The organism is Microbacterium sp. KU4F, from assembly GCF_056868075.1.
Genome location: NZ_CP200324.1, coordinates 3,046,756 through 3,072,200, shown reverse-complemented (window position 1 = coordinate 3,072,200; position 25,445 = coordinate 3,046,756). Strand labels below are relative to the sequence as shown.

General features: G+C 70.4%; 23 protein-coding genes. 11 read left to right on the top strand and 12 right to left on the bottom strand.

The window, feature by feature from the left end:
* Window positions 1–74: 74 nt before the first annotated feature.
* Both rfbB and rfbD read left to right on the top strand, forming a co-directional pair.
* Window positions 75–1,073, top strand: a complete 999-nt coding sequence (rfbB, locus tag AC1VNH_RS15240; protein ID WP_483112368.1) for a dTDP-glucose 4,6-dehydratase — start codon at window positions 75–77, stop codon at window positions 1,071–1,073.
* A 2-nt stretch (window positions 1,074–1,075) separates the two neighbouring features.
* The gene (gene rfbD / locus AC1VNH_RS15235; protein ID WP_483112738.1) at window positions 1,076–2,485 is read left to right on the top strand and encodes a dTDP-4-dehydrorhamnose reductase; all 1,410 of its coding nucleotides are present in this window, start codon (window positions 1,076–1,078) and stop codon (window positions 2,483–2,485) included.
* A 22-nt stretch (window positions 2,486–2,507) separates the two neighbouring features.
* Here the strand turns inward: rfbD and AC1VNH_RS15230 are convergent, their stop codons facing one another.
* The 6 genes from AC1VNH_RS15230 to AC1VNH_RS15205 all read right to left on the bottom strand — a co-directional run bounded on the left by AC1VNH_RS15230 (window position 2,508) and on the right by AC1VNH_RS15205 (window position 8,357).
* The gene (locus tag AC1VNH_RS15230; protein WP_483112367.1) at window positions 2,508–3,614 is read right to left on the bottom strand and encodes a glycosyltransferase; all 1,107 of its coding nucleotides are present in this window, start codon (window positions 3,612–3,614) and stop codon (window positions 2,508–2,510) included.
* A gap of 60 nt (window positions 3,615–3,674) precedes the next feature.
* A complete protein-coding gene (locus tag AC1VNH_RS15225; protein WP_483112366.1) occupies window positions 3,675–5,150 on the bottom strand; it encodes an LCP family protein in 1,476 nt (491 codons plus the stop codon).
* Complete coding sequence (gene purE, locus AC1VNH_RS15220) at window positions 5,147–5,614, bottom strand: 5-(carboxyamino)imidazole ribonucleotide mutase (protein ID WP_243227294.1); 468 nt, start codon at window positions 5,612–5,614, stop codon at window positions 5,147–5,149. The genes AC1VNH_RS15225 and purE overlap by 4 nt, the downstream gene beginning before the upstream one ends.
* 108 nt (window positions 5,615–5,722) lie before the next feature.
* Complete coding sequence (locus tag AC1VNH_RS15215; RefSeq protein WP_483112365.1) at window positions 5,723–6,859, bottom strand: 5-(carboxyamino)imidazole ribonucleotide synthase; 1,137 nt, start codon at window positions 6,857–6,859, stop codon at window positions 5,723–5,725.
* A gap of 74 nt (window positions 6,860–6,933) precedes the next feature.
* Window positions 6,934–7,491 (bottom strand): PH domain-containing protein, encoded by a 558-nt coding sequence (locus tag AC1VNH_RS15210; protein ID WP_483112363.1) that lies wholly within the window; start codon window positions 7,489–7,491, stop codon window positions 6,934–6,936.
* A gap of 71 nt (window positions 7,492–7,562) precedes the next feature.
* Complete coding sequence (locus AC1VNH_RS15205; RefSeq protein ID WP_483112361.1) at window positions 7,563–8,357, bottom strand: biotin--[acetyl-CoA-carboxylase] ligase; 795 nt, start codon at window positions 8,355–8,357, stop codon at window positions 7,563–7,565.
* Between the two features lie 159 nt (window positions 8,358–8,516).
* Between AC1VNH_RS15205 and AC1VNH_RS15200 the strand changes: the two genes are divergently transcribed.
* On the top strand, window positions 8,517–10,106 hold the full coding sequence (locus tag AC1VNH_RS15200) for an acyl-CoA carboxylase subunit beta (protein WP_425561397.1): 1,590 nt from the start codon (window positions 8,517–8,519) through the stop codon (window positions 10,104–10,106).
* Window positions 10,103–10,330, top strand: coding sequence for an acyl-CoA carboxylase subunit epsilon (locus tag AC1VNH_RS15195; protein ID WP_483112360.1), 228 nt, complete (start codon window positions 10,103–10,105; stop codon window positions 10,328–10,330). The genes AC1VNH_RS15200 and AC1VNH_RS15195 overlap by 4 nt, the downstream gene beginning before the upstream one ends.
* Before the next feature lie 263 nt (window positions 10,331–10,593).
* Here the strand turns inward: AC1VNH_RS15195 and AC1VNH_RS15190 are convergent, their stop codons facing one another.
* Genes AC1VNH_RS15190 through AC1VNH_RS15175 form a run of 4 tightly spaced genes read right to left on the bottom strand, consistent with a single transcriptional unit; the run spans window position 10,594 to window position 14,812 of the window.
* Window positions 10,594–11,640, bottom strand: a complete 1,047-nt coding sequence (locus tag AC1VNH_RS15190; RefSeq protein ID WP_483112358.1) for a hypothetical protein — start codon at window positions 11,638–11,640, stop codon at window positions 10,594–10,596.
* A complete protein-coding gene (locus AC1VNH_RS15185) occupies window positions 11,637–12,875 on the bottom strand; it encodes a sensor histidine kinase (RefSeq protein ID WP_483112356.1) in 1,239 nt (412 codons plus the stop codon). The genes AC1VNH_RS15190 and AC1VNH_RS15185 overlap by 4 nt, the downstream gene beginning before the upstream one ends.
* A complete protein-coding gene (locus AC1VNH_RS15180; protein WP_483112355.1) occupies window positions 12,865–13,527 on the bottom strand; it encodes a response regulator in 663 nt (220 codons plus the stop codon). The genes AC1VNH_RS15185 and AC1VNH_RS15180 overlap by 11 nt, the downstream gene beginning before the upstream one ends.
* 4 nt (window positions 13,528–13,531) lie before the next feature.
* Window positions 13,532–14,812: a class I SAM-dependent RNA methyltransferase gene (locus AC1VNH_RS15175; RefSeq protein WP_483112353.1), complete on the bottom strand. Its 1,281-nt coding sequence runs from the start codon at window positions 14,810–14,812 to the stop codon at window positions 13,532–13,534.
* A 77-nt stretch (window positions 14,813–14,889) separates the two neighbouring features.
* Between AC1VNH_RS15175 and AC1VNH_RS15170 the strand changes: the two genes are divergently transcribed.
* Together AC1VNH_RS15170 and AC1VNH_RS15165 are read left to right on the top strand one after the other, a co-directional pair.
* Window positions 14,890–15,543 carry a Maf family protein gene (locus AC1VNH_RS15170; RefSeq protein WP_483112352.1) on the top strand — a complete coding sequence of 218 codons (654 nt, stop codon included), beginning with the start codon at window positions 14,890–14,892 and terminating at the stop codon, window positions 15,541–15,543.
* Between the two features lie 99 nt (window positions 15,544–15,642).
* A complete protein-coding gene (locus tag AC1VNH_RS15165) occupies window positions 15,643–17,499 on the top strand; it encodes an acetyl/propionyl/methylcrotonyl-CoA carboxylase subunit alpha (RefSeq protein WP_483112350.1) in 1,857 nt (618 codons plus the stop codon).
* 105 nt (window positions 17,500–17,604) lie between these two features.
* Here AC1VNH_RS15165 and AC1VNH_RS15160 read toward each other — a convergent pair whose 3' ends face one another.
* The gene (locus tag AC1VNH_RS15160; protein ID WP_483112349.1) at window positions 17,605–19,065 is read right to left on the bottom strand and encodes an NAD(P)H-quinone dehydrogenase; all 1,461 of its coding nucleotides are present in this window, start codon (window positions 19,063–19,065) and stop codon (window positions 17,605–17,607) included.
* A gap of 89 nt (window positions 19,066–19,154) precedes the next feature.
* Here AC1VNH_RS15160 and AC1VNH_RS15155 point away from each other — a divergent pair, with 89 nt between their 5' ends.
* From AC1VNH_RS15155 to AC1VNH_RS15145, 3 genes are read left to right on the top strand one after another with little or no spacing between them, the layout of a single operon-like run.
* Window positions 19,155–19,988 (top strand): purine-nucleoside phosphorylase, encoded by an 834-nt coding sequence (locus tag AC1VNH_RS15155; RefSeq protein ID WP_243226970.1) that lies wholly within the window; start codon window positions 19,155–19,157, stop codon window positions 19,986–19,988.
* Window positions 19,985–21,658, top strand: a complete 1,674-nt coding sequence (locus tag AC1VNH_RS15150) for a phospho-sugar mutase (protein ID WP_483112347.1) — start codon at window positions 19,985–19,987, stop codon at window positions 21,656–21,658. The genes AC1VNH_RS15155 and AC1VNH_RS15150 overlap by 4 nt, the downstream gene beginning before the upstream one ends.
* Window positions 21,655–22,248: a GNAT family N-acetyltransferase gene (locus AC1VNH_RS15145; RefSeq protein WP_483112345.1), complete on the top strand. Its 594-nt coding sequence runs from the start codon at window positions 21,655–21,657 to the stop codon at window positions 22,246–22,248. Before AC1VNH_RS15150 ends, AC1VNH_RS15145 begins: the two co-directional genes overlap by 4 nt.
* A gap of 509 nt (window positions 22,249–22,757) precedes the next feature.
* Here the strand turns inward: AC1VNH_RS15145 and AC1VNH_RS15140 are convergent.
* Window positions 22,758–24,668 (bottom strand): BglG family transcription antiterminator, encoded by a 1,911-nt coding sequence (locus AC1VNH_RS15140; RefSeq protein WP_483112343.1) that lies wholly within the window; start codon window positions 24,666–24,668, stop codon window positions 22,758–22,760.
* Between the two features lie 159 nt (window positions 24,669–24,827).
* Here AC1VNH_RS15140 and AC1VNH_RS15135 point away from each other — a divergent pair, with 159 nt between their 5' ends.
* Window positions 24,828–25,151 (top strand): PTS sugar transporter subunit IIB, encoded by a 324-nt coding sequence (locus tag AC1VNH_RS15135; RefSeq protein ID WP_309732769.1) that lies wholly within the window; start codon window positions 24,828–24,830, stop codon window positions 25,149–25,151.
* Between the two features lie 17 nt (window positions 25,152–25,168).
* A complete protein-coding gene (locus AC1VNH_RS15130; protein WP_137416332.1) occupies window positions 25,169–25,444 on the top strand; it encodes an HPr family phosphocarrier protein in 276 nt (91 codons plus the stop codon).
* The last annotated feature ends 1 nt before the right edge of the window (window position 25,445 follow it).

Here is a 25,445-nt window from a genome sequence, read left to right as displayed (position 1 = left end):
GTCTCCCCGATTCGCCTGGGTACCGCCAATCTGAGCGGCGCGGCACGGCAACCCGGAACGATAGCCTTGGAATCATGCGGAAGATTCTCGTGACCGGTGGCGCCGGGTTCATTGGTTCGAATTTCGTTCACCATGTGGTGGGGAACACGGATCACGAGGTGCTCGTGCTCGACAAGCTCACCTACGCCGGCAACGAGGCGTCGTTGGCAGGGCTTCCCGAAGACCGGGTGCGTCTGGTGGTCGGCGATATCGCGGACGCGGCCCTGGTGGACGAGTTGTTCGGTCAGGTGGATGCGGTGGTGCACTACGCGGCCGAGTCCCACAACGACAACAGCCTGCACGACCCGCGTCCGTTCCTGGACACGAACATCATCGGCACGTACACGCTGCTGGAAGCTGCCCGTAAGCACGACAAGCGTTTCCACCACATCTCCACCGACGAGGTGTACGGCGACCTCGAACTCGACGACCCCGCACGCTTCACCGAAACAACGCCCTACAACCCGTCATCCCCGTACTCGTCCACCAAGGCGGGCTCGGATCTGCTGGTGCGGGCATGGGTGCGTTCGTTCGGGGTGCGCGCGACGATCAGCAACTGCTCCAACAACTACGGCCCGTACCAGCACGTGGAGAAGTTCATCCCCCGTCAGATCACGAACGTGATCCGCGGCATCCGCCCCAAGCTGTACGGTGCGGGCGAGAACGTGCGCGACTGGATCCACGCCGACGACCACTCCTCCGCCGTGCTCACCATCCTCGACAAGGGCGTCATCGGCGAGACCTACCTCATCGGCGCCGACGGCGAGAAGAACAACAGGGACGTCGTCGAACTCATCCTCGAGACCATGGGTCAGCCCCGCGACGCGTACGACCACGTCACCGACCGCGCCGGCCACGACCTGCGCTACGCGATCGATTCCACCAAGCTCCGCACCGAACTCGGCTGGGCCCCCGCCTACAGCGACTTCGAAACCGGACTCGCCAACACCATCGACTGGTACCGCAACAACGAAGCATGGTGGGCACCCACCAAGGACGGCGTCGAAGCCTTCTACGCCAGCAAGGGCCAGTGACGATGACGGAGTTCGGCAAGCAACTCACCGTCACCGAAACCACCATCCCGGGCCTCGTCGTCTTCGACCTGCCCGTGCACGGTGACTCGCGGGGCTGGTTCAAAGAGAACTGGCAGCGCGAGAAGATGGTGGCGGCGGGTCTTGCCGACTTCGGTCCCGTGCAGAACAACATCTCCTTCAACGATGCCGTGGGCACCACGCGCGGCATCCACGCCGAGCCGTGGGACAAGTTCGTCTCCGTCGCCACCGGCCGCATCTTCGGCGCGTGGGTGGATCTGCGTGAGGGCCCCACGTTCGGCGCGGTCTACACCACCGAGCTCGACCCCTCGAAAGCGATCTTCGTCCCGCGGGGCGTGGGCAACTCATACCAGACCCTCGAAGCAGACACCGCCTACACCTACCTCGTCAACGACCACTGGTCGCCCACCGCCGCGTACTCGTTCCTGAACCTCGCCGACGAGACCGCCGCGATCGAATGGCCCATCCCGCTCGACGAGGTGGAGATCAGCGAGAAAGACAAGAACCACCCCCGCCTCGCCGACGTCACCCCCATCCCACCCAAGAAGGTCCTCGTGCTCGGCGCGAACGGCCAGCTCGGACGCGCCCTGCGCGCTCGCCTCGGCGAGGGCGCACACCTCGAGTACGCCACCCGCGCCGACCTCGACATCACCGCGGACGGCCTCGACACAGCCCGCCGGTGGCGCGACTACGACACCATCATCAACGCGTCCGCCTACACCGCCGTCGACAAAGCCGAAACACCCGAAGGCCGCACGCAGGCGTGGGCCGCGAACGCGACCGCCGTCGCAGCACTCGCCCGCATCGCCACCGCACACGGCATCACCCTCGTGCACGTCTCCAGCGACTACGTCTTCGACGGCACCAAAACAGGCGCGTACACCGAAACCGACCCCCTCGCACCCCTCGGCGTGTACGGGCAGACCAAAGCCGCCGGCGACACCGCAGCCGCCACCGCACCCCGCCACTACATCATCCGCACCAGCTGGGTCATCGGCGACGGCAACAACTTCGTCCGCACCATGGCAAACCTCGCCGAACGCGGCATCAACCCCAAAGTCGTCAACGACCAAACCGGACGCCTCACCTTCACCCCCGACATCGCCGACGCCATCGCGCACCTACTCAACACGAACGCAGCCTACGGCGTCTACAACGTCACCAACACCGGCGAACCCACCACCTGGACCGACATCGCCCGCACCGTATTCCACCTCACCGGACACGACCCCAACCGCATCACCGGCGTCACCACACAGGAGTACTTCGCCAACGCCACCGGCCCAGTCGCGCCGCGGCCGAGCAACAGCGTGCTCGATGTGGAGAAGATCTCGCGGACGGGATTCGCACCGGCCGCGGCATCCGACACGCTTGCGACCTACCTGGCCCGCTGAGCGCTCAGACTCTCGACCAGCGCTACAGCTCCGAATGCAGGGCCCAGACGCGCTCGGCGTGGTCGCGCCAGGAGAAGGCACGACCACGATCGGCGGCGCGCACCGCGTAACGCTTCCTGCTCTCCTCTGAGGCGAGCACCTGCCCGAGCGCGTCCGAGAAGGATTCGACCGGGGCGATCAGCGCACCGTCGAGGAGCACCTCCTCGTGAACGTCCGAGGCCATCGCCACGAGAGGCACGCCGAGCGTCAGCGCCTCGACCGCGCGCCACGGGAAGGCGCTGAGCACCGAGGGCGCGATCACCGCCGTCGCGACGTCGAACACGGACGCCCGGTCGGGCGCGTCGAGGTGGGTGTGCGCGCGGACGCGCTCGGCTGCGAGCCCCGCGGCTGCGGCGAGGTCGAGAACCCGCTGCTCCGACCCGGGAAGCGCGTCCATCACCACCACACCTCGATCACAGCCGTGCGAGCCGATCGCAGAGAACGCGGTGGCGAAGGCGGCATCGTCGCACCGGGATCCGGCGACGACGATGACCTCCTCCCCGACGCCGAGTTCACGGCGCCGGCCGACCGCATCCGAGGGCACGGTGAACCCGCGGGGCGCGGCACCCGGGATGACCCGCACACGTCCCGCCAGCCGCGGCGCGATCTCGGCGAGCTTGGCGGCGAGTGCATGGGTGGGAACGACGACGGCGTCTGCGAACTTCTCTGCGCGGCGCAGCAGCGCACGCTGGGAGGCCACGGCGGCGCGGGGAAGATCGCCGGGGATCTCCCAGGCGCACAGCTCCCACAGCGTCACGACGGTCTGGTCGTTGTCGTTGACGCGATCGTGGCGCACCAACGGCGCGAGCGGACCCGGCGCATGGATGAGCCCTCCGCCGATCCCCGGTGTGATGCCGAGCTGCCACGACGCGCTCAATGCGGGTCGCGCCAGAGGCGCGCGCCAGACGTCTGCCAGTCCGGCGATCTCGGCCGCAGCGCTCTCCGCGCCGGCCGGCACGATCGCGCCGACCGCGCATCCGCGCGGCGCGGTCGCCACGAGAGCGGCAGCGATCTCGCGCGCGGCCTCGGCGGCGTCCGGATCGACGACATCGATCAGCTGATCGAGCACGAGGCGGAGCGTGACGGTCATCCTTCGAGACTACCCATCCGTTCGCGCCCGCTTCTGGGAGGACGCCGCGTCGGTACGCTGTCAGCCCTCCGGGGTCGGGGAGGGCGTCGGCGGATACAGGGCTTGCTGCACGAGCTGATGCACCTTGTCGTAGTCCGGATGGCGATCGTCGATACCGCCCTGAGGCGTCAGCTCGATAGAGGTGACCGGCTGCTCCTTCGCCTTGATGGCGAGCTCGACGAAGTACCCGAGCATGGTCTGCGGGATGTCCGTCTTGACCAGGTGCGTGCCCGCCGCCGCGACGTCCTGGAACCGGCTGAGGACGTTGCCCGGCGTGAACTGCGCGAGGATCGCTTCCTGCAGCTGACGCTGGCGCAGCATCCGGTCCCAGTCGTTCGTCGTGTAGCGCGAACGGGCGTACCACTGGGCGGTGTCGCCGTCCATGTGCTGCTCACCGGGTTCGATCCACCCGATCGCCCACTCCTCTGCGCTCTGACCCTCGTAGGCGGGGCCGCCGCCCTTCGGCAGACGCTCGGTCACGTTGATGTCGACGCCTCCCAGCGCATCGATCAACGCGGCGAAACCGTCCATGTCGATGAACGCGTAGAACGGGATCTGGATGCCGAGGATCCCCTCCGCGGCGTCCTTCGTCGCCTCGACCCCGGGCTCGGAGCCGTTGGCGACCGCATCCGGATAGATCGAATTGCCGTCCTGGCAGACCTCGACCTCGGTGCGCAGCTGGTTGATGCCGCTGCCCCACCCGCACGTGGGGCTGGGGTGCGACTCGTGGCCGTTCGGGTACTTGTCCTGCATCGGACCCGGGGCGAACGGGAAGTTCGGCATGTCGCGCGGGATTCCGAAGATCGTGGTCGCGCCGGTCTCCGCGTTGATCGAGACGACCGAGATGCTGTCGAAACGCATGGAGTCGCGGCCTTCGCCGCTGTCTGCGCCGAGCAGCAGGATGTTGTAGTACCCGTCGACGGGTTCCACGGCGGGGCCGGTCTGGGTGAACACCGCACCGAGCGCGTCGCGCGCGGCGCCGACCGAGTTCGACGCCCAGACCGCACCCGCACTGGACAGCACGAGGGCGCCGATGGCGACGATCGAGGTCGCGAGCCGCGCCCAGGGCTGGACTTTCACGAGTCGGATGAGACGGAGGGTGTCGATCGTGAGGACGATCCACAGTCCCGCGTAGAGGAACAGGATCCCCTGCACGATCAGCATGGGCACAGGGCGCAGGAGAGCGAGCCATCCCGGAACCCAGGCACCCGTGGCGAGATCGACGAAGGTGCCGAGATCGACCAGCGCGATCGCCGCGCAGATGAGGGCGAGCGCCCACAGCAGCAGCGTGGCGCCGAGGCCGAACCGTCCGAGCCGACGGTTGCCCGCCAGCGCCTGAGCGGAGCCCGGCACCAGGAAGTTCAGCACCACGAGCCACCACGCGCGACGCGTCATCACGGTGCGCGACGAGCTGTCCGGATATCGGAGCGGGTAGGGGTTCACCACGGGCGCGGCCGCCTGGCGCCGCCCGGGGCGAGGCGGGCTCACCGCACTCACAACGAATCCTTCAGCCGCTGGTTCTTCTGCTCGACGATCCGCTCGAGCTCACGTGCGTACGCCTCCACGCGCTCGGCGATGCCCTCGTCCGATGCGCCCAGGATCCGCGCCGCGAGGAGTCCGGCGTTGCGCGCTCCGCCGATGGAGACGGTCGCGACGGGGATCCCAGCCGGCATCTGGACGATGCTGAGCAGCGAGTCCAGTCCGTCCAACGTCGCGAGCGGAACCGGGACACCCACGACGGGCAGCGCAGTGACGGATGCGAGCATCCCGGGCAGGTGCGCTGCGCCGCCGGCACCGGCGATGATCACCCGCAGCCCACGCGAGCGTGCCTCGACGCCGTAGCGGTGCAGCTTCTGCGGCGTGCGGTGCGCCGAGACGACCTCGACCTCGTGCGGGATCTCGAACTCGGTGAGAGCGGCCGAAGCCTCGCTCATCACACGCCAATCCGAGTCGGAGCCCATGACGACGCCGACCAGGGGCGCCTCGGAAGAATGCAGCGGCCGGGTCACCCGTCAAGGCTAGGCGGCGTCACTGGAAGATCACCGCAACGGCGCGCGAGGTCGGACCCGTCAGTCCAGGAAGTGCGCGGCCGCGGCCCGCGCCTCGTAGACCACGTCGTCGAGGTCGTCGCCGGCGACGTTCACGTGCCCGACCTTGCGCCCCGGGCGGGGTGCCTTGCCGTACGTGTGCACCTTCGCAGCCGGATGCGCGGACATGGCGGCGTCGAAGCGGTCCTCGAGCGTCCCCTCGGCGGGTCCGCCCAGGATGTTGATCATCACCGACCACGGCGCGCGCACGCGTGAAGCGCCCAGCGGCAGATCGAGCACGGCACGCAGGTGCTGCTCGAACTGGCTCGTGACGGCACCGTCCTGGCTCCAGTGACCGCTGTTGTGCGGGCGCATCGCGAGCTCGTTGACGAGCAGTCGCTCGTCCGTGGTCTCGAAGAGCTCCACCGCCAGCATGCCGGTGACACCGAGGCCCTCCGCGATCGCGAGGCCGATGCGCTCGGCCTCCGCGGACAGTCGGCCCTGCGCACCGGGCGCGGGTGCCACGACCTCGGCGCAGACGCCGTCGCGCTGGACCGTCTCGACCACCGGGTACGCGACGATCTCGCCGGAGGGCCGCCGCGCGACCTGCTGCGCGAGCTCGCGGCGGAAGTCGACGAGCTCCTCGACCAGGAGGGCTCCGCCACGGGCGTCCTCTGCCAGGGCGGTGAACCAGTCCTGCGCCTCGGTCGCCGCCGACACCACACGCACGCCCTTGCCGTCGTAGCCGCCGCGCGGCGTCTTCACGACCGCACGATGGCCGTGGTCGTCGAGGAACTCCTGCAGCTGATCGGCATTCTCCACGCGCGCCCAGTCGGGCTGGGGCATGCCGAGCTGCGCCAGTCGCTCGCGCATCTCGAGCTTGTCCTGCGCGAACCGCAGCGCATCGGGACCAGGATGCACGGCGACACCGTCGGCGACGAGAGCGCGCAGCACGTCCTGCGGCACGTGCTCGTGATCGAAGGTCAGCACATCCACGTCGCGGGCGAAGGCGCGCACCGTCTCCAGGTCGCGGTAGTCGCCCACCGCCGTCGCGGCGAGCGCCGCGCTCATCCCCTCGGACTCGGCCAGCACCCGGATCTCGAGCCCGAGCTCCGCCGCCGGAGCGATCATCATCCGGGCGAGCTGTCCGCCGCCCACGACTCCCACGCGCACCGCCATGATTCTCCTTCCGGATGCTGACCATTCTTCCTCACGCCGGCGCCGACCGCGGGCGCCGCGGGGACGACGGCCGATCAGGCAGGGGCGCCGGGCGGCGCGGGAAGCGGCTGCGCATCGCGGTGGGCGAGGATCTGGTTGACCTCGACCTGGTCGACGAGCACCTCGTGCACCAGCTGCGCCTGCGGGATGCGGCGGATCACCAGAGGCTCGTCCACCCCGTCGTCGAGGATCAACGTCCCGGTGCGCCAGAGCCGCTGCAGGGGACCCCGGCGCACCGTGATGCGATAGCCGCGGACGTGGCTGAGCTCGCGCGAGCGGCGACCGAACGCGCCGGAGCGCTCGATGACGCGACGGGTCGTGACGGTGTACGTGTGCGAGAGCCAGGCGAGATAGGGGATGACGACGAGAACCAGGACGACGAGTCCGGCCGCTAACAGCAGCATCCAGTCCTCGAACGGCGCCGGGAGGTTGCCCAGGAAGTATCCGACGGCTCCGGCGACCCCGATGAGCACGAGCGCGCACCAGAAGAGTCGACGGGCGTGCCGCCGCGTGCGCACGATACGACGCTCCGGCGCCGCGACACCGGGTGCGGGCGTCGGCGGGCGGACCCCGAATCCGGTCGGCTGCGTCACGCTCCCATTGTGCCCTGCGCCGCCGCGTACACGCGGCTCACACGCCCGCCGCCAGGCGACGGATGCGGCGCTCAGCGCACGTGCGTGACGTCTCCCGCCGCCACCGGCACCTCTGCACCACCGGCGGACACGACCAGTCGCCCCTCGGCATCGATGCGCTCGGCACGACCTTCCAGCGTGGTGCCGTCGGGCAGCGCCACCGCGACGTCGCCGCCCAGAGTCGTGCAGGTGGACTCGACGGCTGACTGCACACCGGCCGCGACGGCGTCGCCGTCCGCGGCGATGAGCGCCGAGAGCAGCTCGTCGAGATCCTTCAGGTAGTCCGCCAGCAGACGGTCCTCATCGGCCTCCTGGCCCAGAGCGGCGAAAGACACCGCCGTCGCCACGGGCAGATCCACCCGTGGCATCCGCGTGTTCACCCCCGCCCCCACCACGACCGCGTCGAACTCGCCGGGCACCGCCTCCGCCAGGATGCCGCAGATCTTCTGCCCCTCGACGAGCACGTCGTTGGGCCATTTGAGCCCCACCGCCTGCGGGATGCCGCGCAGCTGCGCGGCGATCGCGCGCGTCATCGCGACGCCCGCGACGAGGGGGATCCATCCCCGCGCGTGTACCGGCAGAGCGCCCACGCGCACCACGACCGAGACCGCGAGAGCCGTGCCCGCCGGTGTCACCCAGGTACGATCCAGCCGCCCGCGGCCGCGGCGCTGGTCGGTCGTCACCAACACGGACAGGTGCGGCCACCCGGCGTCGTCCGCCAGGACGGCGGCGACGACATCCGCGTTCGTCGAGTCGGTCGTCTCGACGACCTGCACCCGGGGGCTGACGGCGGCGGCGAGCGGGTATCCATCGGCGGGGATCGGCATGCGCCACACCCTACTCGCGGGCCCGGATGGCGCTCCCCCGTTGACAGCGGAGCCTCGCAGCTCACGGCGCCGACATCGGAGACACACGACAGCGGATGCGGTACACACCTGTCGACACCCTCCAACGCCAGCGGACACGGCGCCGATAGGGTGGAACGCGTGACGGACAGCCCCGACCTCTCGACCACCGCCGGCAAGATCGCCGACCTGCGCCAGCGCTACCAGGAAGCGGTCGTCGACGCCGAGAAGAACGCCCAGACCAAGCAGCACGCGAAAGACAAGCTCACGGCGCGCGAGCGCATCGAGCTGCTCGTCGATCACGGCAGCTTCGTGGAGATGGACGAGTACGTGCGTCACCGCACGACGGCCTTCGGGATGGAGCGCTCGCGTCCGTACGGCGACTCCGTCGTGATCGGCACCGGCACCATCCACGGCCGCACCGTCGCCGTGTACGCGCAGGATTTCTCCACCTTCGGCGGCTCGCTCGGCGAGGTGGCGGGAGACAAGATCATCAAGATCATGGAGTTCGCGCTGCGGGCGGGCTGCCCCTGCATCGGCATCCTGGACTCGGGCGGCGCCCGCATCCAGGAGGGCGTCGTGGCGCTGGGCAAGTACGGCGAGATCTTCCGACTGAACACCGCTGCCTCCGGCGTGATCCCGCAGATCTCGCTCATCATGGGCCCGGCGGCCGGTGGGGCCGTGTACTCCCCCGCACTCACCGACTTCGTCATCATGGTGGACAAGACGAGCCAGATGTTCGTCACCGGCCCCGACGTCATCAAGACCGTCACGGGCGAGGACGTCGGGATGGAGGAGCTGGGCGGTGCCCTCACGCACAACACACGCTCCGGAGTCGCGCACTACCTCGCCGACGACGAGGACGACGCGATCGACTACGCCCGCACGCTGATCGGCTTCCTTCCCGACAACAACATGTCGGAGGTGCCGGGCTACGAGGGCGTCTTCGAGTTCGAGACGACGGATGCCGACCGCGCACTCAACACGGTCATCCCCGACTCCCCGAACCAGCCCTACGACATCCACCAGGTCATCGAGCACGTGGTGGATGACGGCGAGTTCCTCGAGGTCCAGCCCCTGTTCGCGCCGAACATCGTGATCGGCTTCGGCCGCGTCGAGGGCCGCACGGTCGGCGTGATCGCCAACCAGCCCTCGCAGATGGCGGGCACGCTCAACATCGATGCGGGCGAGAAGGCGAGCCGCTTCGTGCGGTTCTGCGACGCGTTCTCGATCCCGATCGTCACACTCGTGGATGTCCCGGGCTATCTGCCGGGCACCGACCAGGAGTGGACGGGCGTCATCCGCCGCGGCGCGAAGCTGCTCTACGCATACGCCGAGGCGACGGTCCCCCTCGTCACCGTGATCCTGCGCAAGGCCTACGGCGGCGCCTACATCGTGATGGGCTCCAAGCAGCTCGGAGCCGACGTCAACCTCGCCTGGCCCACCGCGGAGATCGCCGTCATGGGCGGGCAGGGAGCGGTCAACATCCTCTATCGAGGCGAGATCAAGCGGGCCGAGGAGGCCGGCGAGGATGTCGCCGCGGTGCGCACGCGCCTCGCGAACGAGTACACCTACAACGTGGCATCGCCCTTCCTCGCGGCGGAGCGCGGCGAGCTGGACGGGATCATCGAACCGGCTCAGACCCGCGTCGCGATCGCCAAGGCGCTGCGCTCCCTGCGCGGCAAGCGCGCCAGCCTGCCGCCCAAGAAGCACGGGAACATCCCGCTATGACCCTCGAGGAACCCGGCGACGCACTGCGCATCGAGGTGCGCAGGGGGAACCCCGACGACGTCGAGCTCGCCGCGGCGATCGCTGTGGTCGCCGCCGCCTACCGGCAGGAGGAGCAGGGTGCGGTGGCCGCGGAGCCTGCCCGACGCTCCGCGTGGTCGCTGTCGCAGCGCGGGCTGCGTCAGCCGCTGCGGCGCGACGTCGGATGGGGCGGATTCAGCGGCTGAGCCGCGCCGCAGGGGCAGCGTCGCAGGTGTCCCCCAAAGTACCTACAGACACTGCTCGCACGGCTTTCGCATACTGGAGGAGCTGGAACGCATCTTCGCGTTCGATCGGCCCGTTGACCGTCAGGGTGCACCAACCGGGTTCGATCTTGCGGGTGGTTTTCGGGTAACCACTCGCCCGGAGACGAGGGGCGAGCGACTCGCCGCCCCTCGTCTCCTTTCCTTTTGCCGGTGCGCGTGCGCAGCCGACTGCTGGATCACGGACCTCAGCTCGCCGGGTGCTCGATCTCGCGCCAGAGATCGACGCTGTCCTCGTCGGACAGACCGAGCGTCGAGGAGGCGCGCCCGACGACGGTGACAGCGACCCGATCATCGGGCGACGTGCGGATGTAGAGACGTTCGGATCGCGCCGAGCGCAGTGTCTGCGCGAGCTCGGCGCGGATGACGTGCAGCTGCTCCTCGGCGAGACCGTCGAGGCCACCCTCGTCGAACATGGTGACCATCGCACCGCGTCGGCGCGCCGCATCCAGCGCCGCGCGTACGTCGGCGTCCAGCAGGCGCGGCCCGCGCAGTTCATCGCGCAGCCGCCCTTCGGCGATGCGGGCATCGGTGCGCTCGTCCTCCGAGAGGCGACCGCCCGTCGCGATCGTGCGCGCCAGGACGGGACCGGCGACCGCCAGAGCGCGCTGCACCTGGATGCGACGCTCCCGCTGCTGGGAACCCTGCGCCGCTTGCACCGCCGATGCGGTGCGCTGCAGTTCGCCGAGCCTTTCGGTGTCGCGCGCCGCGCGGTCCAGCGCGAACGTGAAGAAGTGGGCTCCGGTGACCCAGACCACTGAACCCACCAGTCCGAGACCGAGCGCGGGGATCGGTCCGAGGAGCACCATCGACCATCCCGCGAGCACGGCGGTGCCGCTCCACGCCGCCCATGGCCGGCGGCGGATGACGAGGATCGTCATGAGCGCGCCGAGTCCTCCGATGTACCAGGTGGCGTACTGCTCCGTGCGCGCCTCGGGCGGAATCGCCGCGGAGATGAGCGGCGGCAGCACCATGGAGACCAGGAGCGCCGCCACGCACAGCCACATCGGCAGCCGGTCGCTGCCCCGGGCGACGGTGATCTCCTGGCTGCGCGTGCGCAGCCCCGAGGTCATCCCCCAGAAGATGCAGAACCAGGCCACGACGAGGAAGAGGATGAGCGCCGTCCACAGCAGCAGCGGCTCGCGGACCGGACCGGTGATCCAGGAGGCGCGCGCGACGAGGAAGCCGGTGAAGGCGACACCGAGCATCATGACGACGAACCGGATGCTGATCACGAGCGCACCGCCCGCCATGTCATCGTCACCTGGGTGCCTTCCTTGGAGGAGACCACCTCGGCACTCCCGCCGAACGCGCTCACGCGAGCCAGGATGGAGGCGCGGATCCCGAGCCGATCGGCCGGCACCTCGTCGATGTCGAAACCGGGGCCGCGGTCGGAGACGACGATGACGACGCGACCGGGTTCCGCGCTTCCGCTCACGCGCACCTCCAGCCCCGCGCCCGCGGCGTGCTCCACCGCGTTGGAGATGGCTTGGGCTGCGGCGAGCGCCAGCGCGCGGGCGACCCGACCGGGCACTTCAGGGGTGTCGGGGTCGAGATCGACGACGAGTTCGGCCGGGCACTGCGCGTCGTCGATCGTCCGGCGGATGTCGGCCACGATCGCCTCGGCCGGCACGGGCGCATCGCTGCCTTCGCCCACGTCACGGTCGGTGTTGGCCAGCCGGGTCAGCGCCTCGCGCGCCATGGACACCGCAAGGTCGCTCTCCCGAGGCGTGCGAGCGCGCTCCGCGGCCAGCAGCGCCGCCAGCACACTGTCGTGCATGAGCGCGGCCACCGCGACGCGCTCGCGTTCCGTCGCGTTCACGGCGGCGGCTTGCGCGTACGAGCTCACGGCACGCAGTCGCCGCTCGTCGATCGTCGAGGACGCGGTGCGAAAGGTCCACGCGAGCATCATCAGGACGCTGCCCAGGATGAGCGAGAACGAGGTGTCCAACGACACCGCGATCCACGCATCGGCCACGAAGCGCAGCTCGATCATCCGGACGAGTCCGTAGGCGAAGGGCAGGAGCACGGTGATCGCGACGTGCGCGGGCCGGGGGAACACGATGACGCTCGCCACCGTGGCGACGGTCACCAGGAAGTAGATCCACGGCTGATACGTGATCGCCGTCTCGGACCCGGCCGTCGCCCACGGCCAGACGGCGAGGGCGACCGTGTAGGCCACGACGAAGAAGCGGCCGCCGAAGAGCGTGAAGCGACCGCTGAAGAACGTGATCTCCATCACCACGAAGGGGACGAAGACCACGAGCATGAGGGCGAGCCCCCACCCGTCCCGGACGTCCTGCGAGCCCAGGGCTGCGAAGAACGCCTGCGCACCGAGCGCCCCGAACGCGAGCGCCACCGACACGGCCATCACGCGCTCGACGCGCTCCCGCGTGAACGAGGCGATGCCGGGGATGCCGGTGCTCTCGAGCTCGTCCCGGAGGACGCGTAACGGTCGGCTATCGGTCATGGGCGCCCGCGGACTGCTCCGTGAGCAGTCCGTCCTCCAGCGCGCGCCGCAGCAAGTCGACCTTGGTGGGGGCGGGTCTGCCGACCTCCACGTACTTCACGCGGATGCGCGTGATGTTCTCCTTCGCCGTCGAGAAGGCGATGCCCAGCCGATCGGCCACGATCTTCAGCGGGAGTCCCGCGGCGTACAGCTTGAGCACCTCGCGTTCGCGCGTCGACAGCTGGGCGTCGGCGAAGGCGCGGTCTCCCTCGATCGCACTGGCCCACTCGACGGTGTTCAGCACGTCTCCTCTGGCCACCGTCGCGATCGCTCCCACGACGTCCGAGATCGGCGAGGCCTTGCTGATGACGCCTGCAGCCCCCGCGAGCAGGGCTTCGCGCACGGATGCGGGCCGATCGGCGACGCTGTAGATGATCACCGCCGAGCCGTCTTCCGTCAGCCGGGTGACGTTCTCGGTGACCGTGGTGCCGTCCCCGAGCGTGAGATCCAGCACCACGACATCCGCCTGCTCGCCGCCGTCCGCACGCCACGCGAGGTAGGAGGTGACGGATGCTCCCGAGTAGACGACATCGGTCGTGCCGGTCCGCGCGCAGGCGGCCTCCACCCCGAGCCGCACCGACTCGTGGTCGTCGATGAAGGCGACGCGCGTCATGCGCTCATGCTAGCCGTGCGCCCGTTCGCCGAAGGGCGGCGACCGCTTCGACGTGGTGGGAGTGCGGGAACAGGTCGACAGCGCGCACCGTCTGAGCCTCGTACCCGTGCAGACGGAACTCCGCGAGGTCTCGGGCGAGAGCCACCGGGTCGCACGCGACGTAGACGATGGCGGCCGGCTCGAGGCCGGCGATCGCGCGCGCGGTGTCTTTCCCGGCGCCCGAACGGGGCGGGTCGAGCACGACGACGCCTCGCGCGAGTCTCGCGCGCTGATCGATGCTCGCGTTGTCGGCGAGCTCGGCCACCCAGCGCTCCACGCGCGAGGTCTCGGCCCTCGCCCCCACCCACTGCGCCAGGTTGTGTCCCGCGTGCTCGGTCGCGCGCGCGTTGGACTCCACGCTCGTGATGCGCGCGGAGGGCCCTGCGACATCCCCGATCGCCGCCGCGAGCAGCCCGACGCCGCCGTACAGGTCCAGGTGCCACCCCTCCGGGTCGACGCCGACATCGTGGAGCGCGTCGCTGACGAGCGTCGTCAGGGTGCTCGCCGCCAGGCGGTGCACCTGCCAGAACCCGCCCGCATCCACGCGGAACGCGCGCTCGCCCACCCGCTCGGTGACGACCTCGGCGCGCGGCGCTCGCCGCGGGCGCGCCTCGGGTCGAGCGATCACCCGCACCCGGCCGTCGGCGGGCTGGACGAGATCCACGCGCCCCGGCCGCGCACCCGACAGCCCCGCCGCCGCCTCCGCGATGGCCGCGGTCGCCAACGGCAGGTCCCGAACGGGGACGACGCGGTGACTGCGCGCGCCGAAGGGACCGATGTTCCCCTCCGCATCGACGTGCAGGCTCACCCGCGTGCGCCATCCCGTGCCGTCCGCGCTCTCGGCGTCGCCGGCCGCACTCGGATGAGCCGGCTCCATCGTGGCGGTAAGCGACAGCCGTCCGATGCGCGCCAGGGCATCCTCGAGGACGCGGAGCTTGAGGGCCCGCTGTTCCGGGAGGACGATGTGGCCGAAGTCCGCGCCTCCGGGCCGGTGCTCGGCGGGCATCGACAGATCTGCCTGCGCCCAGACGTGCGGCTGCCGGTGCGGCGATGCGTCGAGGACCTCGACGACCTCCGCCCGCCAGAAGGATCTCTTGGACGTATCGGTCAGGCGCACCCGCACGCGCTCACCCGGCAGGGTGTCCGGCACGAACACGACACGCCGCTCGTCACCGTACCGGCCGACGAAGACGCCGCCGTGGGCGACGTCGGTGATCTCGAGCTCGAGGTGCGTTCCGGCATCCATCCTTCGAGCTTCGCACACGCCCGCCCGGGAGCGCTCTCCGCCGAGGCCCGCGGGCGGCGAGCGTCTACCGTGGAGGGATGCGCGTGCTCCTCGCTTCGACATCGCCCGCCCGTCTCATGCTGCTGCGCCAGGCGGGCATCGAACCGCGTACCGCTGCTCCCGACGTCGATGAGGAGGCGGTGATCGCGGCCGTCGAGGCCGCAGAAGGGCGCACACTCACCCCCGCCGAGCACGTGCTGCTGCTCGCGCGGCGCAAGGCCGCGGCGGTGGTGGCGGCTCTCGAGGAGGACGGGGAGGACTTCGACGGCCTCGTGATCGGCGGCGACTCGATGTTCGAGCTCGACGGCGAGATCCTCGGCAAGCCCTACACGCCCGACGTCGCGACGGCCCGGTGGCGCGACATGCGCGGCCGCACCGGAGTGCTGCATTCCGGACACAGCGTGATCCGGCTCGCCCCCGGCGCAGCTCCCGTCGAGGCGCACGCCGTCGCCGCCGCGTCGGTGAGCTTCGCCGCGGACGTCACGGATGCGGAGATCGCCGCCTACGTCGCGACGGGCGAGCCGCTGCTCGTCGCCGGCGCCTTCACCGTCGACAGCCTCGGCGGCCCCTTCATCACGCGCGTCGAGGGCGACCCGTCAACGGTCGTCGGAATGTCGCTGTCCACGCTGCGGGCCCTGTGCCGCGAGCTCGGCGTGGTGTGGACCGATCTGTGGGGACCCTCCAGCGACTGAACCCGCGTCGGGACTGTTGTAGGTTCTCCCGAACAGATTTATTTGTTCTTGTGGAGTTCGGTCAAAAAGACCCGGCGAGCTCTCGCTAGGCTGGCACTCATGCCTCGCATCGCCAAGGTCCTCATCGCGAACCGCGGCGAGATCGCCGTACGCATCATCCGCGCCGCCCGTGACGCCGGAATCGCGTCCGTCGCGGTCTACGCCGACCAGGATCGGGATGCGCTGCACGTGCGTCTCGCCGACGAGGCGTACGCGCTCGAGGGCACCACGGGCGCCGAGACGTACCTGTCGATCGAGAAGATCCTCTCGGTCCTGCGGCGCGCTGGAGCCGACGCCGTACACCCCGGCTACGGCTTCCTCGCCGAGAACGCGGACTTCGCCCGCGCGGTGATCGGCGCCGGCGCCACCTGGATCGGCCCATCGCCCGACGCGATCGAAGCGCTCGGCGATAAGGTCACCGCCCGCCACGTGGCCGAGAAGGTCGGCGCACCGCTGGCCCCCGGAACGCCGGGGCCCGTCTCGGGCGCCGACGAGGTCGTCGCCTTCGCCCAGCAGTACGGACTGCCCATCGCCATCAAGGCCGCCTACGGCGGCGGCGGCCGAGGCCTCAAGGTCGCGCGCGAACTCGACGAGGTCGCGGAGCTCTTCGAGTCCGCCACCCGCGAGGCGATCACCGCCTTCGGCCGTGGCGAGTGCTTCGTCGAGAAGTACCTCGACAAGCCGCGTCACGTCGAGACGCAGTGCCTGGCGGATGCCGCCGGCAACGTCGTCGTGATCTCCACGCGCGACTGCTCGCTGCAGCGCCGTCACCAGAAGCTCGTCGAGGAGGCGCCGGCGCCGTTCCTGACCGAGGAGCAGAACCGCATCCTCTACGAATCCTCCAAGGCCATCCTGCGCGAGGTCGGCTACCTCGGTGCCGGCACCTGCGAGTTCCTCATCGGCGCAGACGGGACGATCTCCTTCCTCGAGGTCAACACGCGCCTGCAGGTGGAGCACACGGTGTCCGAGGAGGTCACCGGGATCGACCTCGTCCGCGAGCAGTTCCGCATCGCCGAAGGCGAGCTGATCGGCTACGACGACCCGGCTCCCATCGGCCACTCGATCGAGTTCCGCATCAACGGGGAAGACCCGGGTCGCGGGTTCCTGCCGCAGCCCGGCCCCGTGAAGGTCTTCAAGACCTTCGGCGGCCCCGGCATCCGTCTCGATTCGGGCGTCACCGCCGGCGATGTCGTCTCGGGCGCGTTCGACTCGCTCCTGGCGAAGCTCATCGTGACCGGCCGCGACCGCGCGGAGGCGCTCGCCCGCGCCCGTCGCGCCCTCGACGAGTTCGAGGTCGCCGGCCTGCCCACGGTCATCCCCTTCCATCGCGACGTCGTGCGTCAGCCGGCGTTCACCGCCGAAGACGGCGTCTTCGGCGTCTACACGCGCTGGATCGAGACCGAGTACGTGAACGAGATCCCCGCATGGGACGGCGAGCTCAGCGACATCGCGCAGCCCGAGCAGCGCCACACGGTCGTGGTCGAGGTCGGCGGCAAGCGGCTCGAGGTGAGCCTGCCCGACCGGATCGCCGCCGCGCCCGCGCAGACCGGTCGCCCCGCGGCCGTGCCGCCCTCGCGCCGCTCGCACCAGACGACCGCCAACGCGGGCGCCTCGGGCGATGCCGTCAAGGCGCCGATGCAGGCCACGATCGTCAAGGTCGCCGTCTCGGAGGGCCAGCAGGTCGTCAAGGGCGACCTCGTCGTGGTCCTCGAGGCGATGAAGATGGAGCAGCCCATCCAGGCTCACAAGGACGGCGTGGTCGGGGCGATCAACGCCGCCGCCGGCACGACGGTCTCCGCGGGGCACCAGCCCTCACCATCAACTGACCCGCGCGGGCCGCCGCCCCGCCTGCCCGAGTTGCGTCGCATGTGCGCAGATGCGCCACTTTTGCGCAGTTGCGACTGTCATTTTCTGTAGCGGGTGCGCAGAAGTGGCGCGGCCAAGGGATGCCACTCCCGCATGGCCGGGCAGCAGAGCCCGGATGCGGCGAGCGCGGTGGAGCAGCGGGGCGCCGCATCCGGATCAGTCCTCGTCTTCGGTGGCCGGCTCGATCACGTGCATGGCGCGCATCGCGTCGGTCACGGATCCCGACAGGGAGGGGTACACCGTGAACACGCGCGACACCTGGTCGACGGTCAGACGGCGCTCCACCGCGATGGCGATCGGGTAGATGAGATCGGATGCGCGCGGGCCGACGATCGTGCCGCCGATGACCGTTCCGCTGCCCTCGCGCGCGATGATCTTGACGAAGCCGTCCTTGATGCCCATCATCTTGGCCCGCGGGTTGGCCGCGAGCGGCATCTTGCACACGACGCCGTTGATGGCGCCGTCGCGGATGTCCTTCTCCTGCCACCCCACCGTCGCAATCTCGGGCGCGGTGAAGATGTTGGCGGCGATGCGTCGCTGCTCGAGCGGGATGACGACGTCTCCGAGCGCGTGGAAGATGCCCGTGCGCCCCTGCATCGCGGCGACCGAGGCCAGCGGGACGAAGGTCGTGCAGTCCCCCGCCGCGTAGATGTTGGGCACCGAGGTGCGCGCGACGCGGTTGACGCGGATGTGGCCGGACTCCGTCGTCTCGACACCGGCCTCCTCGAGACCGATGCCCGTCGTGTTCGGGATGGACCCCACGGCCATGAGACAGTGGCTGCCCTCGATCGTGCGGCCGTCGGCGAGGGTCACGCGGACACCGTCGCCGGTGTTCTCGGCGCGCTCGGCACGCGCCTTGGCCAGCAGCGTCATGCCCCCGCGCGCGAACACCTTCTCGAGCACCGCCGCGGCGTCGGCATCCTCGCCGGGCAGCACCTGGTCACGGCTGGAAACGAGCGTCACCTTCGCGCCGAGGTTCATGTAGGCGGAGGCGAACTCCGCACCCGTCACGCCCGAGCCCACCACGATGAGGTGCTCGGGGATGGTCTTCATGTCGTAGAGCTGGGTCCACGTGAGAATGCGTTCGCCGTCGGGCTTCGCCGTGGCGAGCTGACGCGGGGAGGCCCCGACGGAGACGACGAGCGTGTCGGCCTCCACCCGGTCGAAGTCCGTGCCGCCGGGGCCGGTGGAGGCGACCACGGCGCCGGGCCCGTCGAGGCGGCCGTGGCCCGAGATGATGCGGACGCCGGCGGACACCAGCGAGGCGCGCATGTCGTCGGACTGCTGACGGGCGAGCGAGAGCAGCCGCTTGTTCACGGCGGCGAGGTTGATGGCCACCTGCGGCTGCAGGGGCTTTCCGGTGCCGTCCTTCGCGAACAGTTGCACGCCCAGATCGCTCGCCCCGGCGATGGCGACGGCCGCATCCGCCGTCGCGATGAGGGACTTCGAGGGAACGACGTCCGTGATGACTGCCGAGCCGCCCACGCCGGCGCGTTCCACGAGCGTCACCTCCGCTCCCAGCTGGGCCGCCGCCAGCGCCGCCTCGTAGCCGCCCGGGCCACCACCGATGATCGCGACGCGCTGGGCGCTCTCGAAGCTCGCAGACATGGGGCTCATTCTCTCCCGCGACAGTGCGCGCCGACGAATCGGCGGATGCGGCGGGCGTCGAAGTGGCCCGCGGGGCCTCGGGTTCATAAGGTGGGGTCATGGCAACGACCCCCCTCAACCCGCTCGACGACCCGGCAGCCGATCCCTTCGAGATCGCGCGCCGCGCCGCCGACGACATCGCACGCCTCACCGGCGTCGCCCAGCACGACATCGCCCTCACGCTCGGCAGCGGCTGGGGCAAGGCCGCGGATCTCATCGGTGAGACCGTCGCGACGATCGATGCGCCGGAGGTCACGGGCTTCAGCAAGCCGGCGCTGGAGGGCCACGTCGGGACGCTCCGGAGCGTCCGGACGCCTTCGGGCAAGCATGTGCTGGTCATCGGCGCGCGCACGCACTACTACGAGGGCCACGGGACCCGCCGCGTCGTGCACAGCGTGCGCACGGCGGCCGCGACCGGCGCCCGCACCATGGTGCTCACCAACGGCGCCGGCGGCATCAAGGAGCACTGGAAGCCGGGAACGCCCGTGCTTATCAGCGACCACATCAACCTGACCGCGGACTCGCCGCTCGAGGGCGCGACCTTCATCGACCTCACCGACCTCTACTCCACGCGCCTGCGTGACCTCGCGCGCACCGTCGATGCGAGCCTGGACGAGGGCGTCTACTGCCAGTTCCGCGGGCCGCAGTACGAGACGCCGGCAGAGGTGCAGATGGCCAAGATCATCGGCGGCCACATCGTCGGCATGTCGACCGCGCTCGAGGCGATCGCCGCCCGCCAGGCCGGGATGGAGGTGCTGGGCTTCTCGCTCATCACCAACCTCGCCGCGGGCATCTCCCCCACCCCGCTCAGCCACGCCGAGGTCATCGAGGCCGGCCGTGAGGCGGAGCCGGTCATCTCCGACCTCCTCGCCCGCGTGATCGGCCAGCTGTGAGCGTGGTCCTCGAGGCCGCCCGCGCGTGGCTCGCGCAGGACCCCGATCCTGAGACGCGCACCGAGCTCACCGACATCCTCACGGCGGCGGATGCGGGCGACGCGTCCGCTCTCGCTGAGCTGCAGGACCGTTTCGGCGCACGCCTCGCCTTCGGAACCGCCGGACTCCGCGGCGAGCTCGGAGCGGGCAGCAACCGCATGAACCGGGTCCTCGTCGCCCAGGCGGCCGCGGGCCTGGCCGCCTACCTCGCAGCGAACGCGCCCGCCGGTCACACGCCCCGCGTGGTGGTGGGCTACGACGGACGCCGCAACTCCGATGTGTTCGCCCGAGACTCGGCGGAGATCTTCGCCGGCGCTGGGCTCGACGCCGTGCTGCTGCCGAGGCTCCTGCCCACACCGGTCCTCGCGTTCGCGGTCCGTCATCTGAAGGCGGATGCGGGCGTCATGGTCACGGCGAGCCACAACCCGCCGAACGACAACGGCTACAAGGTGTACCTCGGCGGAGCGGACGACGGGTCTCAGATCGTGCCACCGGCCGACGGCGAGATCGCGGCGCAGATCTCCCGCATCGCGACGGAGGTCTCCGCGAGCGAGATTCCCCGCTCGCTGGGATACCTCACCGCATCCGAGGAGGTCGTCGAGGCGTATGTCTCGGCCACGGCCGCCGTCGGCCCCGCGCCCGCCGGCGCCGAAGGGTTGCGCTGGGTCTACACCGCGATGCACGGCGTGGGCGGCGAGACTCTGGGTCGCATCGTCGCCGCGGCCGGGTACCCCGAACCCGTTCAGGTGGCCGCGCAGGCAGAGCCGGACGGGCGCTTCCCGACCGTCGCCTTCCCGAACCCGGAAGAGCCCGGCGCGATGGATCTCGCCTTCCAGACGGCGCGGGAGGCGGATGCCGAGCTCATCATCGCCAATGATCCCGACGCGGACCGCCTTGCGGTGGCGGTGCCCGACGCGAATGCCGAGGGCGGCTGGCGCCGTCTGACGGGCAACCAGATCGGGCTGCTGCTCGGCTGGCGCGCGGCGCGCAACGCTGCCGAGGCCGGCGCCTCCGGAACGCTCGCCTGCTCGCTCGTCTCCTCCCCCGGATTGCAGACCGTCGCCGAGCACTACGGCCTGGGCTTCGGCGCGACCCTCACCGGCTTCAAGTGGATCTCGCGCGCACCGGGCCTGATCTTCGGTTTCGAGGAGGCGCTCGGGTACCTCGTGAACCCCGAGACCGTGCGCGACAAGGACGGCATCTCGGCCGCCGTGGCGGCGCTGGAGCTCGCGAGCGAGGCCCGCGCTGCCGGCAAGACGCTGCAGGATCTGCTCGATGAGTTCGACCGGACGTTCGGGTTCTTCGCGAGCGATCAGATCTCGGTGCGGGTGCAGGATCTCGCCATCATCGGCACGATCATGTCGAGTCTGCGGGCGGATCCTCCCGCGCGCATCGGCGACGTGAAGGTGAAGGCGGTCGAGGACCTCAGTGAGGGCTCCGAGGCGCTCCCGCCGAGCGACGTGCTTCGCTACACGCTGAAGGGCGGCTCGCGCGTGATCGTGCGCCCCTCGGGCACGGAGCCCAAGCTGAAGGCGTATCTCGACGTCCGCGCGGATTCGGCGACGGATGCGGCCGAACGCATCGCCGCTCTGAGCGACGGAGTGCGGGAGCTGCTGGACGCCCGTTCGTGAGCGACTGGTCCGATGCCCCGCTGCTCGAGAACGCCCACGTGCGTCTCGAGCAGCTGGGGCCCCAGCACGCGGACGACCTCGCGGCGGCCGTCGCGGTCGACGAACTCTGGCGCACCTGGTACACCCGCATCCCTTCGCCGGACTGCATGCGGGACGAGATCGACAGTCGTCTCGAACGGCAGCGCGCGGGCCTGGTCGCCCCGTGGGCGATCGTCTCCGTGCGGGACGGCCGCGCCGTGGGCATGACGACCTACCTCAACCTCGACGAGGCCAACCGTCGGCTCGAGATCGGCTCGACGTGGATCGGGCGCGCCTCCCAAGGTGTCGGCATCAACCCGGCCGCGAAGCTCCTGTTGCTCGAGCGCGCCTTCGACGTGCTCGGATGCGGCGCGGTCGAGTTCCGCACCCATTGGCACAACCATCAGTCCCGCGCGGCGATCGCCCGGCTCGGCGCCAAGCAGGACGGCGTGCTGCGCAACCACACGGTGTGGGCCGACGGCACGATCCGCGACACCGTCGTCTTCTCGATCATCGACGGCGAGTGGCCGACGGTCCGCGCCGCCCTGACCGCCCGCCTCCGCAATCGCTGACCCGCCGCCTCTGCCTCTCGCACCCCGCCGCCGCGGCCCGCGCTCGTCGCCGCGCCCCTCGTCCGCTCGTCGCCGTGTCCGCCGTCGCCGTGTCCGCCGTCGCCGCATCCGTGTCTCAACCGTTCACGCGAATCGCCCCGGAAACCTGAACGATTGAGACACGCACCCCCGGGGCCCACACCACGCAGCGCCCCACCTGCATCCGTGTCTCAACCGTTCACGCCAGGGACGCGCCGAACGTGCACCCATGAGACACGCAGCACCCGCACCCCCATCCGTGTCTCAATCGTTCACGCGAATAGCCCCCGATACGTGAACGATTGAGACACGCAGGACCACACCAGGAGCCACACGCAGGACCGCGCCAGGAGTCGCGCGCAGGGGCGCGCAGGCGGGGCGGGGCGGGTCGGTGTAGGCGAACCCGCGCGCCGGACGCGGGCGGGGCGGCAGGCGAACCCGCGCGCGGCGCGCAGGCGGGGCGGCAGGCGAACGCGAGCGCGGCGCAGGGCTCAGCCGTCGATGACGGCGACGAGCTCGTCGAGGAAGGCGGAGAAGTCAGTGCCGCGGCGCACGATGCGCTGCACGGAATCGCGCTCGCTGAACACCTCGACGAACTGCTCGAACACGGTCTGGAAGGCTTCGCGATCGGTCTCGGAGAACGCCGCGAGCGCGACGACCTGCACCCGGGAGTCCCCCCACGGCATCGGCGGGTCGGCGATACCGATCGCGATGGCCGTACGCACCGCGGTCATCCCGATCGCATGCGGTACCGCGAGGGCGTCGGTGAACGCCGTCGATGACAGGTGCTCGCGTTCGATGGCCCGCTCGACGTAGTCCGCGTCGATGATGCCGCGTTCCACCAGCATTCCGCCGAGCTGGCGGATGGCGCCCTCCTCGCCGTGCGACGCGTCGAGACCGCGCACGAACGATGCCGCATCGAAGTAGCGCTCGAGCTCGGCACGCAGCCGCGCGAGGCGGCGTCCACGGCGGATGCGGCCGGCGACGGCCTGCACGCGCTCGATGTCGCTGGGGGTCAGGAACGGCTGGATCCGCACGAAGCGCTCCCCCGACACGGGCGCATCGATCGTCGTCAACACGAGGTCGGTGTCGATCGCCGCCCAGTCGGGGTCGACCCGCGTCTCGACGTCGACGACCTCGATGGCCTGTCCGAGCGAGCGGTCCACGCTCGAGCGCAGCAGCTCGTGGAGCTCGTAGTAACCCGGGCAGACGATGGTCGCGGTCAACAGATTGTCGGATCGACGGCTGCGCTCGAGCTGCCCGCCGACGTGCATCGCGATGTAGGCGATCTCGTCGTCCAACAACGGGATGTCGAGGCGTTCCTGCAGTCGGCTCGCGATATAGACGGCGACATCGAAGATCATCGGATACGTCGACTTCAGCGAGCGGGTCAGGGGGTTCCGCGACCACGCGTTCTCCCGGGCGCGAAGCCGCAGGTTCTGCACGTGCAGGCTGAGACGCTGCACGAACTCGGGCGCGAGGATGTCGACGAGGAACTCGGATGCAGCCTCCGCCACCACCTCGCTCACCACCTGCTCCACCTCGGCGTCCAGCGGCGTCCGCGCCGAATCGGCCGCACCGGGGGCGACGATGCGCGTCAGCACGATCGTCGCGAGGTGGATCGTGTCTCCCGTACCCAGGCGCACGCCCAGATGCTCCTGGGCGAGCTCGTCGATGACCCGGGCGATCGCCGCCTGGGCATCGGTCGGCGTGGTCGCCGCCTCGTCCAGCGCGCGGCCGAGCGAGACCCGATCGGCCGAGATTGCGATGTGCATCAGCACATCGGCGATGCCGAACTCGTTCACGTAGTAGCCCAGCTCGCTCAACCGAGCGACGAGCTCCGCCTTGAACTGGCCGAACGCGCGCGGCGCGACCGACTCCTCGCCCAGGGTGCGCCGCAGCGCCGAGAGGTCGAAGGCTCCCTCGTCCATCTCGTCGTGCACGAGGCGGCTGAGGAGCCGGCGCTGTGCGGCTTCGGAACCGACGAGCCGCGCACGGGACGCGGAGCGCTCCAGCACCAGCTCGGTGCCTCCCAAGAGCCCCCGCACCCGGGCGAGATCGGACTCGAGCGTGGCGGGGCTGACGAAGAGCCGGTCGGCCGTCTCGAAGACGTCGATGCCCTCGTCGCCGGCGAGCAGCGCCCGCACGATCGTGTGGAGTCGGTCGCGCGGAGTTCCCGCATCCGTCGGGTGATCGCGCAGTGTGACGGCCGCCTCGGCGCCGGCGCGGTAGCCCAGCGGACCCGATTCGACGGCACCGGCGGCACGCGCGTTCAGCGCGGTGACATAGCTGCGGATGCTGCGCGGCGTCACGCCGAGCAGGTCGGCGAGGGTGCCGGCGGTGATCCAATCACGCTCGCGGACCAGGATGCCCAGCACCCTGTCCTGTCGCGCTCGCGTCACGTCACCCTCCGAGATCCCGGCTGGCACCGGCACTCCATTCCACCACGCGGCCGGCGGGCCCGGCCCACCCTGCCGCGGCGATTTCCGCTCGGGGCGGAAGAACCTCTGGTTGCTGCGCTCTCGGCCGGTTCACAGGATGGAGAGGAAGGAGGCGGGTCGATGAGGATCCTGGTGGTGTGCGGCGCTGGTGCGTCGAGCACATTCGTGGCACAGCGGCTGCAGCGAGCGGCGGTGTCCGCCGGGCTCGATCTCCAAGCCGAAGCCGTACCGCACGCCGCGTTGGCGGCGCGGATCGGCGAGGCGGAGCTCGTGCTCATCGGACCGCACCTGACCCAGGTGGCGGACAGCATCCGCGAGGATGCGGCGCGCCACGGAGTCTCCGTGATCGTCCTGCCCGAGGACATCTTCACGGACCGAGACGGTCGGCGAACGCTCGACCTGATCACGAACCAGACAGCGTCGCTCCCCGGCCCCACGGCCTGAGAAGGAAAGGCACCCACATGTCCCTCGCAACCCGTACCGTGCGCATCGGCTCGTCGCACGGCCTGCACGCCCGCCCCGCGAAGCTCTTCGCCCAGGCGGCCAAGGATGCGGGAGTCCCGGTCACGATCGCGAAGGACTCGGGCGCGGCGACGAACGCCGCCAGCATCCTGGGCGTCATCTCGCTCGGACTGGACTACGGCGACTACGTGACCCTGACCGTGGACGGCGGCGACGCCGAGGCCATCCTCGACCGTCTCGCCGACCTGCTGACCACCGACCACGACGCCGCCTGAG